This is a genomic window from Ruegeria atlantica (assembly GCF_013033965.1).
In the GTDB taxonomy this organism is placed as follows: domain Bacteria; phylum Pseudomonadota; class Alphaproteobacteria; order Rhodobacterales; family Rhodobacteraceae; genus Ruegeria; species Ruegeria atlantica_D.
Map to the genome: position 1 here is coordinate 481,655 of NZ_WQFE01000001.1, position 14,273 is coordinate 495,927.

Below are 14,273 nucleotides of genomic sequence, written 5' to 3' on the forward strand. Positions count from 1 at the left end.
TTCCCTTCAATGCCCGGTCAAAACCAGCGTATTCACCGGCATCAGGATCAGGCGCAGGCGCAAGCCCGCCGCATGGACGACACCAATCGTATCGATCACATGTAAAGCTGCCGCGTGCCAAAAGCCCAGGTCTTCATGTTCCAGCCGTTCGTGGTTGTCGGTGTAGACATTCGCCAGGCAATTGCTGCCCGGAGGAATGTCGTCCGCCATGTCTTCATACAACGGCTCCATATAGACCAGAATCGAGCCCGGCACCTTGTTGGCCTGTACATCGCGCAGCTCATCCGAAGGACGGATTTGGCCTGACGGGATGACGTCCTGAACCTCGACCACCACCATCGGGATCACCGTAAAGGGCTTGGTCATGCAGCCCAGCTCTCCGATCATGCCTGGCTTGATGACCTGAGCGGCCATCTGGTTGAATGCTGCCTGAAACCGGTTATGGCCCGAGCTCGACGGAACCAGAATGCCAGCAGGCCTGAGCAAGGGGCTGACATAGTCGCCCACCTGCAGGCCGAACTGTTCAACCCGACCGGTCACACCGGCGCTTACTACCGTTTTATCCAGCTCGGTCAGCGCAGCGTCCAGTTGGGCGTTTGCACTGGCCAGTTGCGCGGGAATCAGTTCTTCGATCTGTTGCGCCACGGCAGCCCGGCGAGAATTCGCGGCGGTCACCTGCGCCTCCCGCTCGGCAACCAAGTTTTCCAGGCGGTCGATTTCGGCCAGCCGCACAGCGCTGGAGCCTTCGTCCCGCAGGGTGGTGTTACGTTCCAGATCCTCAAGTGACTGATCCAATGCAGCACGCGCACCTGCGATGCCTGCATCGGCCTCGGCCAGATCGGTTTCGGCCACTTTCAGTGAGGCCTGAACCTGCGCGATCTGCGCATGCGCGGCTTCAACCTGTGCGGTCTGGGTGAAATCCTCGATCCGGAAAATCGGCTGGCCAGCTGTGACCAACTGGTTGTTGGTGACATAAACTTCGGACACGCGACCGCCGAGCTGCGGCAGGATCGTCACCGTGCGGAAATAGGATGCCGCCGTTTTGCTGGCGGGGTGGAAATAAAACAGGGTGGTGATCACGGTCAGCGCCAGAATGGCGCAGGTGGTCAGGCCCCAGCGCAGCTCATACCACATGGTGAACAGCGTGATTTCGTGGCCTATGCGTTTGCCCTGTACGTAACGACGGAACAAGTAATCTGGCAATACGGTGACCAGCGCGCACATCAGTGTTTCAAGCATCTCTTACTGCTCCTGCTGTGCGGTGGTTTGCGATGGGGCTGCAGGGGCAGGATCATCGCTGCGTTGATTGCCCAAGGATCGGATCGCATCGGCAATCGCGCGTAAGGGGGCCGCGACATCCGGGAACTGGAACCCGGCCACCAGAATGGCGGCGACCCAGAACAACCCGTTGTGAGTAAACAGCGCCAAAAGTGCCAAAATCCCTACGAGTTGAAACTGCGGATGATTGGATTCATGCGCAATCTTTTCGGGGATCGAATGCAAGGTAAAATAACCGACGCCAATCAACACAATCACCAGAACGGTAAAGATGAACATGAAGGTCAGCAAAAAGTCACTGCCATCAGCTTGTGTGACGTATGAGGGGATATGCCCCGTGGCCATTGGGTGTAGCTCTGCCGGTGTCACGTCTTCCTCCGATTCCGATGTTGGCGGCACTAAAATCAGGCCAATCTCTTTGGTTCAAGAATACATTGCGGAAATTACGCCTCTTTTCCAATAGTGTTACGCATGCGAAGCTCTGCGCATGAACAATAGTAGACCACAAATCCATGCCTTTTGGAGTAAACCCCTGACGGAGTTACAGACATGATCGATTTTTTGGTCATCGGGGGGGGCATCGCTGGTTTAAGCGCGGGCGCGCGCCTGTCTGAACATGGGCATGTCGTCGTACTCGAGGCCGAAGACGCGCTGGGATATCACACCTCTGGCCGATCGGCAGCTTTGTTTGAAAAGGGCTATGGACCGCCTTCCGTGAAGGCGCTGAATGCAGCGAGCGAGGGTTATCTGAGGTCGCACGGCTACCTATCGCCGCGCGGGTTGATGTTGATCGCCGGGCCTGATCAACGGGACGCGTTTCTTGAGGATCAGGCTGACCTTCGTCTGACAGCAATCCCGGTCGAGGAGGCCATATCGCGGGTTCCGATACTAAACCCTCAATCCGTTGGGTTTGCCGCGAATAGCGATTTTGCTTTCGACATTGATACCGACCGAATGATGCAGGGTTTCGCACGTGTGATCCGGACCAACGGTGGCTTGGTGCTGACCCGTCAAAAGGTAAAGCGCATCACCAAAGCCGGGCATTGGGTTGTCGAGGCGGCAGAGGTTTTCGAGGCCAAATCCCTTGTAAATGCCGCTGGTGCTTGGGTGGATGAGATTGCGACGTTGGCGAATGTTGCACCGATAGGCATAGAACCGCGTCGACGCTCAGTGGCTCGTATCCCTGCCCCTGCGGGACAAGACGTGACGGCTTGGCCCTTGATGCTTGGTGCCGGTGAGGGCTGGTACGCTAAGCCGGATGCCGGAAAGCTGATCGTTTCCCCCTGCGAGGCTGACCCAACCTTCCCCCATGACGCCTTTGCGGACGACATGGTGTTGGCCGAGGGGCTGGCGCGGTACGAAGAGATGGTGACAGAACCCGTCACACGTGTCGAAACGAACTGGGCCGGGCTTCGCAGCTTTGCGCCAGACGGTACGCTGGTCCTCGGCCCTGATCCGGCTGAACCCACGTTCATTTGGTCGGCCGCCCAAGGCGGGTATGGCTTTCAAACGGCACCAGCTGCATCGCAACTGGTGGCGGATTTGGCAATTGGCGCCCAATCCGAACTGGACGCATCCAGCATTTCGGCCCTCAGACCGGAAAGACTACGTGGATGACGAAACGCAAACTCCCTGCAAATGCCAGCGTCGCGACGGTATCCGATGGGCCAAAGATGGTCGCCCCGGCGGCCAGCAGGAATACCGATGCCTTGTGTGATTTGTTGGCACGGTTCGGCCCTTCGTCTGGTCGCGCGTTGGAGCTGGCCAGCGGTACGGGGCAACATGTTGCGGCCTTTGCCAACCGGTTGCCCGGCCTGAACTGGCAACCCACTGAGATTGAACCCGAACGGCGCGCATCAATCGACGCATACGCCGCAAACACCGAAAACATATCCTCTGCGATCGAGCTGAATGCGACTGCGTCTGGCTGGCATTCGCTGCACGGTGATCAGGACCTGATTGTGTTGATAAACCTGCTGCATCTGATCAGTTGGCCCGAGGCAAAGACCTTGGTCAGCGAAGCCGCAATGGCCCTGAACCCTGGTGGTCGCCTTGTTCTGTATGGGCCATTCATGCGCAAAGGTCGACTGATCAGCGAAGGCGATCAGAGCTTTCACACAGCGCTTATCCGGCAAGACCCAGAAATCGGGTACAAAGACGACGTCGAAATTCTGAAATTGCTGTGTCAATGCAACTTGGCTCTGGTTGAACCTGTTGAAATGCCAGCCAACAATCTGGCATTTGTCGCTGAAAAAAGAACCGCCTGATCGAAATCAAGGTCAGTCTGGATCCTCACTCATATTCAGCACTCGATATGTGTAAAGGATCCACACTGATGAAATGGCAAGAAAAACTCTCGGACACGCGCAAAAACCTGCGTAATCTCAATTCGGCGATCCCGGAAACCGCTCGCGCATTTGGCGCACTAGGCAAATCCGCCAAGGAAGGCGGCACGCTGGATTACAAGACAAAAGAATTCATCGCTTTGGGGATGTCCATCGCAGGCCGATGCGAGCCCTGCATTACCCTGCACACCGAAGCCTTGGTCAAAGTAGGGGCAAGCCGCGAGGAAGTGTCGGACGTTCTAGCCATGGCCATTCAAATGGGCGGAGGACCGTCTATGATGTATGCTGCCAAGGCGCTGGAATGTTTTGACGAGCTATCCGTTTAGCAAAAAAGGCCCCGGAGTTTTCCGGGGCCTTTGTTTGATCAACCGTCCTTGCGGATGGTTTCGTTCTTCGGATCGTAGGGGCTGTCGCAGGTCACGACCGCATCCCACAGCTGATCCTGAATTTTGACCTTCAGTTTGGTGCCTTCGACCGCCAGCTCGGGCTTCACATAGCCCATGCCGATGGATTTCTCGAACGCCACCGAGTAACCGCCCGAGGTCAAACGGCCCACACGCTCACCTTCTGGTGTGTACAGCGCCTCGCGGCCCCACGGATCGGCATCGTCCGGCCCGTCGATCAGCAGGGTGCAGCACTTCACGCGCACACCGGTCTCTTCCAGCTTGGCCTTGCCGTAGAAATCCTTCGACAGGTCAACAAAGCGCGGCAGATCGGCTTCCAGCGGGGTCGCGTCGCGGCCCAGTTCGGTGCCGAAGGCGCGATAGGATTTCTCCTGACGCAGCCAGTTCTGGGCGCGCGCGCCGACCAGCTTCATACCATGCTTCTCACCGGCTTTTTCCAGCAGGTCGAACAAATAGTTCTGCATCTCGATAGGGTGGTGCAATTCCCAACCCAATTCACCAGTGTAAGCCACACGGATTGCGTTGACAGGGCACATACCCAACTCGATTTGACGGGCCGACAGCCACGGGAAACGCTTGTTGGACAGCGCGGTTTCCGGATCGGCGTCCTTGATGACTTCTTTCAGGACATCACGCGACTTGGGTCCGGCAATGGCGAAGACGCCCCACTGAGTGGTCACGTCCTGGATCTCGATGTAACCGAACTCCTCCATCTTGTCCTCGGCCGCCTTGCGCAGGTAGTCGGCGTCATACTCGGTCCAGGCACCGGCAGAGACGATGTAGTAGTTGTTCTCACCATTGCGGACGATGGTGTATTCGGTGCGAGTGGTGCCGTGCGACGTCAGTGCGTAGGTCAGGTTGATGCGTCCGACCTTGGGCAGCTTGTTGCAGGTGAACCAATCCAGGAACTGGGTTGCACCGGGGCCTTTGACGACATGCTTGGTAAAGGCCGACGCGTCGATTAGCCCAACGCCTTCGCGGATCGCCTTGGCTTCTTCGACTGCATATTGCCACCAGCCACCGCGGCGGAACGAGCGGGCGTCATGGTCAAAGTTCTCGGGTGCATCCAGCGGACCGAAGTAGTTCGGGCGCTCCCAACCGTTGACCCAACCGAACTGAGCACCGCGCGCTTTCTGACGGTCGTACGCCGGAACGGTACGCAGCGGACGGCACGCTTCACGCTCTTCGTCGGGGTGGTGCAGAATGTAGACGTGCTCATAGCATTCTTCGTTCTTGCGCGCGGCGAACTCGGTGGTCATCCAGTTGCTGCTGTAGCGCTTGGGGTCCAACGAGGCCATGTCGATCTCGGCTTCGCCATCGACCATCATCTGCGCCAGATAGTAACCGGTGCCGCCGGCAGCGGTGATGCCGAACGAGAAGCCCTCGGCCAACCACATGTTGCGCAGCCCCGGGGCCGGACCAACCAGCGGGTTGCCATCGGGCGTGTAGCAGATCGGGCCATTGAAGTCGTCCTTCAGACCAGATTCGGCGCAGGAAGGCACACGTTCGGCCATCGCCATGTACTGATCTGCAATCCGATCCAGATCCAACGGGAACAGGTCCGCGCGGAAGCTGTCAGGCACGCCATGTTCGAACTGCGCGGGCGCGCCGTGTTCATAGATGCCCAGAATCCAGCCGCCGCGTTCCTCGCGGGCGTAAGATTCGTTGTCGGCATCACGGACAACAGGGTGTTCAGGGTTGCCCGCTTCGCGCCATTTGACCAGCTCAGGGTCTTTGTCCATGACGATGAAGGTATGCTCGACTGGGATCGCGGGCATCTTGATACCCAGCATCTTGGCCGTGCGCTGCGCATGGTTGCCCGATGCAGTCACGACATGTTCGGCGGTGATCACAACCTGCTCATCTGAAGGAATGAGGTTGCCACCCTTCTCGACCATCTTGGTGCAGGTGACTTCCCAGTGGGTGCCGTTCCAGTGGAACGCATCGGCCTGCATCTTGCGCACGATGTCTACACCGCGCTGACGGGCACCCTTGGCCATCGCCTGCGTTACGTCGGCGGGGTTAATATAGCCATCTTCGGTGTGATAGATCGCGCCCTTCAGATCCGAAGTTTCGATCAGCGGCCAGCGTTCCTTGATCTGCTCGGGGGTTAGCCACTCATAGGCAACGTCACAGGTCTCGGCGGTGGACGCGTAGAGCATGTACTCATCCATACGCTCCTGCGTCTGTGCCATACGCAGGTTGCCGACCACAGCGAAGCCCGCATTCAGACCGGTTTCTTCCTCAAGCTGCTTGTAGAAATCGACCGAGTACTTGTGGATGTGCGTCGTCGCGTAGGACATGTTGAACAGCGGCAGCAGGCCAGCCGCGTGCCAGGTCGAGCCCGATGTCAGCTCGTCCCGCTCGATCAGCATCACATCATCCCAACCCGCTTTGGCCAGGTGATATGCAATCGATGTGCCGACGGCACCACCGCCAACGACCAGTGCTTTGACTTGGGTTTTCATTACCGGGCGTCTCCCCTTGAATTCAGTTGACACCATATGGCGCATTTGAGGCGCCCGGCGCGACATTCATCCGACCAGTGATATAAAAAAAACGACCCGCGCGTGGCGCAGATCGTCAATTTTGGTGTGAAACGTTTCAGTTGCCCCCGACAGAGCACCGTTTGCTGCTGCCCAAGATCGCACAGGAGGACTTTTCCAAACCGCCCTTCCTGACCTTGATCTCACCCGACGGGGCAGCCTGAGGCTGGGGTTCACCCACACTGGAATTGACCTGGGACACTTTGCCCATCAGCTCTTTTATGAACCCTCCGATACCACCTATGCCGGCCACTTCGGTTTCCTCCTCGCTTAGCGCGGATTCAAGCAGCAGGTTCTGCGTGCGTATGTAAGACAATTGCGACAGTTCCTGATTTTCGAAAACCTCGCCGGTGGTGATGTCCATGACGCCGTCAGAGTTGAAGCCCGAACTGCTTAACGTGTTCGCCACCACTGCGGCCGCATCAAGATTTTTCAGCTTTTCCTGTCCCATCTTAAGCTGCGCCACTTGCATCGTTTCATACAGATCGTGCATTTCATTCGCGATCTCGGGCTGTCGGCTCAGGGGGACCTCGATCCCCTGACCAACGACAAGGGCCGGATGCGGTAGCATCGCGTTCAAGCTTGCATAGTCGACCAGGCCAAGAAACTCTCGGATCGTCGCATCACTGGCATCGGCGTGAAGACGGATGACCACCTCTTGGTCAAAGCCGATACGGCCAGTGAACGCGCGGTGGTCGGTTTTTTGGGTATCATCCAGCAGATTGCCCGTTGTTTCAATGAAGGCGACACCGTCGATCACGGCATATCCTTGTTCCGCCTTCATCCCATCCAAAAACGCACTCTGCGCGCTCAACGCCAGACCAGCCATTGTGTTTCGCGCCGCTTGCGGCTTGAGCGTGATATCCAGCCAGACCAGCTCATCCTCTTTTTCATAAACCGCGCCTGTTTCGTCCAGCTTTCGAAGTGCGCCCTCCCTGCCGACTGCGTTGAGCTTTTGCAATTCGGTCGGGTCGCTGATCGCACTGACAAGAGGTGTTGGCCCGAACTCTGCAAGAACCCTGGAGACCGCCTTGGTCTCGGCATCAGTCAGAGCATATTGCGCCCAACCCTCCGGTGGTTTCGGCAGGTAAGGTTTCGCGCCAGCGTCCCAATGCTTTTGACGCTCTCTCGCCGCTTGCTTTACCTCACGCTCTTTTTGGCTCTGGTCAAACCGCGTCGAGATGGTCTCAACATATCCGCTGAACGAAAGCGTGCCGTCTGACTTTTTATCCTGCTGATAGTAGTCAAGGCCCGCCACAACCAGGCACACAATTAGTGCAAACCCAATGAACCTTATCGCGTCCATTAATGACCTCAAATCAATAGCTGCTCATATTCGCAATTGATAAGGGCAGAATTGGGCACCCTTGTGGCTTTGAAACGAAATTCCCAAGGTTGCGCAGGTCCTACGTGTCCGACAGGATCTTTCCGGGGTTCATGATGTTATCCGGATCCAACGCCTTTTTGATGGCGGTCATATACGTGACGGCTGGTCCAAGCTCTTTAGCCAGATAGGGTTGTTTGCCCTGTCCGATACCATGTTCGCCGGTGCATGTGCCCCCCATCGAAATAGCCAGATCATTGAGCCACCCGACGAATTCGTCCGCTTTTTGGACCTCGTCTTCGTTTTCCATATCGATCAGCAGCAAACTGTGAAAATTGCCATCACCAACATGTCCGACAACCGGGGCCATAAGCCCCAACTCACGCGCCTTGTCCTGAGTTGTCGTGACGCATTCTGCCAGACGCGAGATCGGGACGCAGACGTCAGTGGAGATTCCTCGCGCGCCGGGACGCAACTGCAGGGAGGCCCAATACATATCATGCCGTGCTTGCCAGAGTTTGTTACGTTCCTCAGTCGTCGAGGTCGCCGCGAAATCCGTGCCGCCGAACTCTTCCGCGATCTGGCCAAAGGTCTCGGCCTGCTCGGCCGCACCACTTTCAGATCCGTGAAACTCGAGCAGCAGCAGCGGCGTGTCCGGCAGGCTCAGGCCTGAATAGGCATTGGCGGCCTTGACCGACAACTCATCCAACAGCTCGATGCGCGCCACCGGAACGCCATACTGGATCGTCATCATGACCGCCTGACAGGCCGCATCCACCGACGGGAAGGAACAACGGGCCGAGGTGATCGCCTCGGGGATGCCCTGCAGGCGCAAGGTGAGTTCGGTAATAATGCCCAAAGTCCCTTCGGCCCCGATCAGCAGCCGGGTCAGATCATAGCCGGCCGAGGATTTCTTGGCCCGGTGCCCGGTCCGGATGATCTGCCCATCCGGCATGACAGCCTCAAGGCTGAGAACATTGTCCTTCATCGTGCCATAGCGCACGGCATTGGTCCCGGACGCCCGCGTCGCGGCCATTCCGCCCAATGAGGCATTTGCGCCGGGATCAATGGGAAAAAACAGTCCCTTATCTCGCAGGTGGGTATTCAAGTCTTCGCGCGTCACACCCGGCTGCACAACGCAATCCAGATCACCCTGGTTTACGGCCAAGACTTTATCCATCTGGGTCAGGTCCACCGAAACACCACCGGCGGGTGCGTTCACATGGCCCTCCAACGACGTTCCGGTACCGAATGCAATTACCGGCACCTTGTATGTGGCGCAGGTTTTTACAATCTCGGAAACCTCTTGCGTTGAACGCGGAAAGACCACAGCGTCAGGAGATTGGTTTTCGATCCAAGTGGTCGTGTGGCCATGTTGTTCACGAATGGCCTGCCCCGTCTGCAACCGGTCACCAAATTTTTGCTTCAGGATGCCGACAGTTGCCTCGATCCCCACTTCGTTTCGCGGCAAAGCAACTGCCTGCACCATGTCAGTCTCCTATGGTCCGCTGGGCTATTCGCCCAACGCAATTCCTTCACGGCGCGGATCGGCACCGCCGACCAGCACTTCCCCAATCTCAATCGCGTGCAGGCCCGAGGTCAGGTCGCGAGGGTTCACTTCAAAACCCAGCTCAATCAGCGGATCCGAGAACCCTTCGGCTGCGGTGCCGGCTTCTACATCATATGTGCCAAAACGGTTGACGAGATGCGGCAGTGACAGGGCCTGCTGCACGTCCATGTCCCAATCCGCCCACGCGATGATCGACTTGGCAACGTAACCGATGATACGGCTGCCACCCGGCGATCCGATCGCCAGAACGGGCGCGCCGTCCTGCATCACAATTGTCGGGCTCATCGACGAACGAGGCCGTTTGCCCGGCTCCAGCCGGTTGGCAATTGGCACACCATCACTGTGCGTTTTGAACGAGAAATCCGTCAGTTCGTTATTCAGCAAAAACCCGTTCGTCATCAGGCGCGAGCCGAACCCGTTCTCGATGGTGGTCGTCATCGACAGAACATTACCGTACTGATCAACGATCGAGATATGCGAGGTCGACGGCAACTCGATCGAAACATCATCGGCCCAATTCGACGCGTGGTCGAACTCTGGATTGCCCGGCGCAATCTCTGTCAGCGCGGCTTCCCCTCCCAATAGAGCACCGCGGTCAGACAGATAGGCTGGGTCGACCAGACCCTGCGTCGGCATCGGGACAAAATCGTGATCAGCCATATAGCGACCGCGATCGGCAAAGGCCAAACGCGAGGCATCGCCGATCAGGCGCCACGCATTTGTATCTTCAGGCCCCAGTGCGGCAAGATCATATCCATCCAGCATGCCCAGTATCTGACCAACGGTCAAAGCCCCCGAGGACGGCGGCCCCATGCCACAAACTTCGTAGTCGCGATAGGTTGCGCAAACCGGTTCACGCTCGATCACCTGATATAGCGCCAGATCGACACCCGACAGAACGCCCGGATTGCCCGGAGCGCCGCGTACAGTGCTTACGATGCCGGCGGCGATTTCACCGCCATAAAAGCCGGCCGAGCCTTCGTCGGCCAAAACACGCAGAGTTTCGGCATAGGCCGGGTTGGTCAGGCGCTGCCCCTGCTCAAGTGGCTTACCGTCCGGCAGAAAGTACTCTGCAGTTGCAGGAAAGCGTGACAGGCGTTCGGCATCCTTTTCAACAAGGCTGGCAAGGCGCGGGGACACCAGAAAACCATCGTCTGCCAAAGTGATGCCATCGGTAAACAAGCTTGGCCATGGACTGCGGCCCCAGCGCCGGTGCGCCTCTTCCAATAAGGCGGGCGTACCAGGGGTACCCACCGACAAACCGCCGACAACCGCATCAAAGAATTTCAGCGGCTCGCCGTTTTCGTCATGAAACAGCCTGTGGTTCGCCTCAAGCGGCGCGGTCTCGCGCCCGTCCAGCGTGGTCAGCTTGCCTGTCGCGGCGTCATACCAGACCAGAAACGCACCGCCGCCAAGGCCGGATGACTGAGGCTCAACCAACCCAAGCACAACCTGAACCGCGACCATTGCATCGGCCGCCGAGCCGCCCGCACGCAGAACCTTTGCGCCTGCTTCAACCGCCAATGGATTTGCGGCAGCAACCATCCAGTTTTCAGACGTGACCGGCTGCCCTGCCATCTTTGCCTCAAGCGCGGCCACCACTTCTTCGGTCAGGCCTTGCACCTGCCCTTCGGAAGCACCCTCGGGCGCCACTGCATCCGCGGTTTCCTGAGCAAAGGATGGCCCTGCCAGCACCATCGCCGACACTATCACTCCTGAAATCAGACTTCGTTTCATCGTATCCTCCTGAAAATATGCGCGTGTAATATGGCCTCACCCGCATCAAATCGCGGGAAACGCCTGATCAAAGCATTGCGGGAACCACCTGATCCGGTGGCCGGTGACCGTCTTCGAAGGTCTTGATATTGATAATAACTTTCTCGCCCATTTCGATCCGGCCTTCCAGTGTGGCCGACCCCATATGAGGCAGCAGCACAACGTTCGGTAACTGCCGCAACCTGGGGTTCACATCCGTCCCATGTTCATAAACATCCAGACCTGCGCCGGCGATTTCACCCGAGCGTATCTGACGCGTCAGAGCGTTTTCGTCGATCACCTCACCCCTTGAGGTGTTTACGATCACGGCCGTCTGCTTCAACAATTTCAAACGCCGCGCGTTCATCAGATGGAAGGTCGATGGTGTCGACGGACAATGGATCGAGATCACATCCATCCGCGCCACCATCTGATCGAGACTTTCCCAGTAGGTCGCTTCCAGCTCTTGCTCGGTCTCGGGACGAAGCCTGCGACGGTTATGGTAATGCACCTGCATCCCAAATGCGCTGGCGCGGCGCGCCACTGCCTGGCCAATGCGTCCCATCCCCAAAATGCCTAAACGCCGGCCGCCAATGCGCCCGCCCAACAAAGCGTTTGGCGCCCAGCCGGCCCAATCGCCTTTCTGCATGACGGACAGACCTTCGGGAATTCGGCGAGTCACCGCAAGAATCAACGCCATGGTCATATCCGCCGTGTCGTCAGTCAGAACGCCTGGGGTATTGGACACCAGAATCCCTCGCTGACGCGCGGTCGCGACATCGATATTGTCAACACCTGCACCGTAGTTCGCAATCAGGCGCAGGTTTTCACCCGCCTGTCCCAGCAGACCACCGTCGACCGTGTCGGTCACGGTCGGCACCAGAACATCGGCTGTTTTCACGGCTTCAACCAGTTCTTCGCGGGTCATCGGGCTGTCATCGTCGCGCAATTGTACATCGAACAATTCGCTTAACCGGGTTTCAACCGCCTCGGGCAACCGTCGCGTAACGACAACACTCAGACGTTCTCTTGGCACCTCTGCACTCCCACTGCTTTGCAAACTTTCGCGCGCCATGTCATCGTGGCGCAGGATAAGGCGGGGCACAAGAACCCCATAGGCATTCAGTCGACCTTTTTTCGAAGCAAGATAAACAGGCACAAGAGCAGACAGTAAGTGAGTGGTTTTCTACCCGTAAAACGCCTTGTTTCGGCGGCATTCGCTGTTTTCCTGACCGTGTTCGGCGCCTTGGCCGCCAACGCGCAGGACAAGCGTGGCCCCGTCACCAATCTGCCCCTTCCACGGTTTGTCTCAATGAAAGCCGCCGAGGGCAATGTGCGCCGTGGCCCATCCCTGACCCATCGAATCGACTGGGTATTCAAACGGCGCGGAATGCCCTTGCAGATCACGGCGGAATACGGAAACTGGCGCAGGGTTCAAGACCGCGATGGAGCCGGAGGATGGGTCCACTATGCCCTGTTGTCGGGTGTTCGAACGGTGCTGGTCGACGCCGAATTGCTGCCCGTCTACACCAGCCCCGACCCGAATGCCCCTGTCAGCGCACAATTTGAATCGGGCGTTGTTGCGCGCCTTGGCACCTGTTCTCTGGACTGGTGCCAGATTTCTGCCGGCGGGTATCGCGGCTGGACTCAGAAGACGAATCTTTGGGGCGTCGATCCTGCTGAAATACGAGAGTAATCTTTGCGTTTCAGGACGTGCGCGCGATGAAATCGCAGGTCAGATTGACCAGTTCCTGACCAACATCCTCCTGCAGAAAATGCCCCGCATTCGGCAAGATGACATGAGGTTGCCCTGCAGCGCCCGGGCACAGTTTCTGGAATACTAAGTCAATCCCCGCCATGACTTTGTCATCAGCCCCGAAAACTGTGAGGACTGGCGTTTTCAGCCCCCGGATCACCTCCCACGCATTCCGGTTCGGTTCTGCGGATGGATCTTGTGGCGACGACGGGACCAGCATCGGAAACTGTCGCGCGCCGGCCTTATAGCTTTCATCCGGAAACGGCGCGTCATAGGCCGCTATCACGTCTTCGGACAAGTGCGAAACAGTTCCGCCTTTCAAGATACCCCCGGCCGGAAAAATAGGCACCTCCTGACTAAACTTGCGCCAGTTTTCGAACGCATCACCCATTGGCTGATCACCGGTCGGTAGCGCTGTGTTGGCGACAACGATGCGCGCAAACCTTTCGGGCATCTCGGCCCATAACCGTAATCCGATCAGCCCGCCCCAGTCCTGACAGACCAGAGTGATGTTGCGCAGATCCACCTTGCGCAGCCACTCACCCATCCAGCTTACGTGCCGCTCATAGGTAAAGTCATTTCGCTCAGTCGGTTTGTCGGATCGTCCGAATCCAATCAGGTCTGGAGCTATCGCGCGATGTCCCTGCGCGACGAATCCTGCAATCATGTGACGGTAAAGGTAGGACCAGCTGGGTTCGCCGTGCATCATCAATACGGGATCGGCCTCAGCCGACCCCTCATCCACATAATGTACCCGCAACTGGCTGCCTTCGGTGTCATCCACCTGCGTGTAGTTTGGTGCAAACCGGTAGTCGGAAAGTCCCTCGAACCGGGTATCCGGTGTGCGTAAAAACTTCATGCTTTTTCCTTCCAGAGTTTCTGCCCAGAATCGCACTGCGCGCACTTCAAACACCTAACGAACTGCGAAACAATGAGCTTTTGGCACACGCGTCAAAGCTTCAGGCCCCGCTCGTACACCACCTCATCGCAAACCCAGAGGTCATCTACGTCGATCAGATCACAGTAGGGTTGTACACATTTTCCATGAAAGCAAACCGCGCTCAGGCCTGAAAATCTGTCCTTCCGATTTTTTTCAAACCGCACTCATTTTTTTGTCGGAAAGGTCTTGAACCCACCGATCAACAATCGTAGACAGCGCCTCACCGTTGGGGTGTAGCCAAGTGGTAAGGCAGCGGTTTTTGGTACCGTGTATCGTAGGTTCGAATCCTACCACCCCAGCCACGATTTTCCCTAATATCACGCGCTGAATATTTGGAGCCTATTGCCGCGTGTTT

Annotated in this window: 12 protein-coding genes and 1 tRNA gene; 5 read left to right on the forward strand and 8 right to left on the reverse strand. The window is 57.6% G+C overall.

Annotation, left to right across the window (positions count from 1 at the left end; translation table 11 throughout):
• Positions 1 to 6 precede the first annotated feature (6 nt).
• Both GOW16_RS02410 and GOW16_RS02415 read right to left on the reverse strand, forming a co-directional pair.
• Positions 7 to 1,239, reverse strand: a complete 1,233-nt coding sequence (locus tag GOW16_RS02410) for an HlyD family secretion protein (RefSeq protein ID WP_170409852.1) — start codon at positions 1,237 to 1,239, stop codon at positions 7 to 9.
• A gap of 3 nt (positions 1,240 to 1,242) precedes the next feature.
• Entirely contained in the window at positions 1,243 to 1,623 is a 381-nt protein-coding gene (locus GOW16_RS02415; protein WP_170410536.1) for a hypothetical protein, read from the reverse strand.
• A 204-nt stretch (positions 1,624 to 1,827) separates the two neighbouring features.
• Here GOW16_RS02415 and GOW16_RS02420 point away from each other — a divergent pair, with 204 nt between their 5' ends.
• The 3 genes from GOW16_RS02420 to GOW16_RS02430 all read left to right on the forward strand — a co-directional run bounded on the left by GOW16_RS02420 (position 1,828) and on the right by GOW16_RS02430 (position 3,949).
• The gene (locus GOW16_RS02420; RefSeq protein WP_170409854.1) at positions 1,828 to 2,895 is read left to right on the forward strand and encodes an NAD(P)/FAD-dependent oxidoreductase; all 1,068 of its coding nucleotides are present in this window, start codon (positions 1,828 to 1,830) and stop codon (positions 2,893 to 2,895) included.
• Positions 2,892 to 3,545 carry a DUF938 domain-containing protein gene (locus GOW16_RS02425; RefSeq protein WP_170409856.1) on the forward strand — a complete coding sequence of 218 codons (654 nt, stop codon included), beginning with the start codon at positions 2,892 to 2,894 and terminating at the stop codon, positions 3,543 to 3,545. Before GOW16_RS02420 ends, GOW16_RS02425 begins: the two co-directional genes overlap by 4 nt.
• Positions 3,546 to 3,613: 68 nt before the next feature.
• The gene (locus GOW16_RS02430) at positions 3,614 to 3,949 is read left to right on the forward strand and encodes a carboxymuconolactone decarboxylase family protein (RefSeq protein WP_170409858.1); all 336 of its coding nucleotides are present in this window, start codon (positions 3,614 to 3,616) and stop codon (positions 3,947 to 3,949) included.
• Positions 3,950 to 3,987: 38 nt separating this feature from the next.
• Here the strand turns inward: GOW16_RS02430 and GOW16_RS02435 are convergent, their stop codons facing one another.
• From GOW16_RS02435 to GOW16_RS02455, 5 genes are all read right to left on the reverse strand, one after another.
• Positions 3,988 to 6,495: a GcvT family protein gene (locus GOW16_RS02435; RefSeq protein WP_170409859.1), complete on the reverse strand. Its 2,508-nt coding sequence runs from the start codon at positions 6,493 to 6,495 to the stop codon at positions 3,988 to 3,990.
• 136 nt (positions 6,496 to 6,631) lie between these two features.
• On the reverse strand, positions 6,632 to 7,879 hold the full coding sequence (locus GOW16_RS02440) for a hypothetical protein (protein WP_170409861.1): 1,248 nt from the start codon (positions 7,877 to 7,879) through the stop codon (positions 6,632 to 6,634).
• A gap of 100 nt (positions 7,880 to 7,979) precedes the next feature.
• Positions 7,980 to 9,386: an FAD-binding oxidoreductase gene (locus GOW16_RS02445; protein ID WP_170409863.1), complete on the reverse strand. Its 1,407-nt coding sequence runs from the start codon at positions 9,384 to 9,386 to the stop codon at positions 7,980 to 7,982.
• A 24-nt stretch (positions 9,387 to 9,410) separates the two neighbouring features.
• Positions 9,411 to 11,204, reverse strand: coding sequence for a gamma-glutamyltransferase (gene ggt, locus GOW16_RS02450; protein ID WP_170409865.1), 1,794 nt, complete (start codon positions 11,202 to 11,204; stop codon positions 9,411 to 9,413).
• Positions 11,205 to 11,271: 67 nt separating this feature from the next.
• Entirely contained in the window at positions 11,272 to 12,258 is a 987-nt protein-coding gene (locus tag GOW16_RS02455) for a 2-hydroxyacid dehydrogenase (protein WP_170410540.1), read from the reverse strand.
• Positions 12,259 to 12,450: 192 nt separating this feature from the next.
• On the opposite strand from GOW16_RS02455, the gene GOW16_RS02460 reads away from it, so the two are divergent.
• The gene (locus tag GOW16_RS02460) at positions 12,451 to 12,918 is read left to right on the forward strand and encodes an SH3 domain-containing protein (protein ID WP_254429680.1); all 468 of its coding nucleotides are present in this window, start codon (positions 12,451 to 12,453) and stop codon (positions 12,916 to 12,918) included.
• Between the two features lie 10 nt (positions 12,919 to 12,928).
• Here GOW16_RS02460 and GOW16_RS02465 read toward each other — a convergent pair whose 3' ends face one another.
• On the reverse strand, positions 12,929 to 13,837 hold the full coding sequence (locus GOW16_RS02465) for a haloalkane dehalogenase (RefSeq protein WP_170409866.1): 909 nt from the start codon (positions 13,835 to 13,837) through the stop codon (positions 12,929 to 12,931).
• A 308-nt stretch (positions 13,838 to 14,145) separates the two neighbouring features.
• Here GOW16_RS02465 and GOW16_RS02470 point away from each other — a divergent pair.
• Positions 14,146 to 14,220 (forward strand) — tRNA-Gln (locus GOW16_RS02470).
• Positions 14,221 to 14,273 lie beyond the last annotated feature (53 nt).

Excerpts from the sequence above, each read along its gene's own strand:
- GOW16_RS02415 (WP_170410536.1), bottom strand. The coding sequence starts at position 1,623 with ATGGCCACGGGGCATATCCCCTCATACGTCACACAAGCTGATGGCAGT.
- GOW16_RS02430 (WP_170409858.1), top strand. The coding sequence starts at position 3,614 with ATGAAATGGCAAGAAAAACTCTCGGACACGCGCAAAAACCTGCGTAAT.
- GOW16_RS02435 (WP_170409859.1), bottom strand. The coding sequence starts at position 6,495 with ATGAAAACCCAAGTCAAAGCACTGGTCGTTGGCGGTGGTGCCGTCGGC.
- GOW16_RS02425 (WP_170409856.1), top strand. The coding sequence starts at position 2,892 with ATGACGAAACGCAAACTCCCTGCAAATGCCAGCGTCGCGACGGTATCC.
- GOW16_RS02465 (WP_170409866.1), bottom strand. The coding sequence starts at position 13,837 with ATGAAGTTTTTACGCACACCGGATACCCGGTTCGAGGGACTTTCCGAC.
- GOW16_RS02445 (WP_170409863.1), bottom strand. The coding sequence starts at position 9,386 with ATGGTGCAGGCAGTTGCTTTGCCGCGAAACGAAGTGGGGATCGAGGCA.
- ggt (WP_170409865.1), bottom strand. The coding sequence starts at position 11,204 with ATGAAACGAAGTCTGATTTCAGGAGTGATAGTGTCGGCGATGGTGCTG.
- GOW16_RS02420 (WP_170409854.1), top strand. The coding sequence starts at position 1,828 with ATGATCGATTTTTTGGTCATCGGGGGGGGCATCGCTGGTTTAAGCGCG.
- GOW16_RS02440 (WP_170409861.1), bottom strand. The coding sequence starts at position 7,879 with ATGGACGCGATAAGGTTCATTGGGTTTGCACTAATTGTGTGCCTGGTT.
- GOW16_RS02410 (WP_170409852.1), bottom strand. The coding sequence starts at position 1,239 with ATGCTTGAAACACTGATGTGCGCGCTGGTCACCGTATTGCCAGATTAC.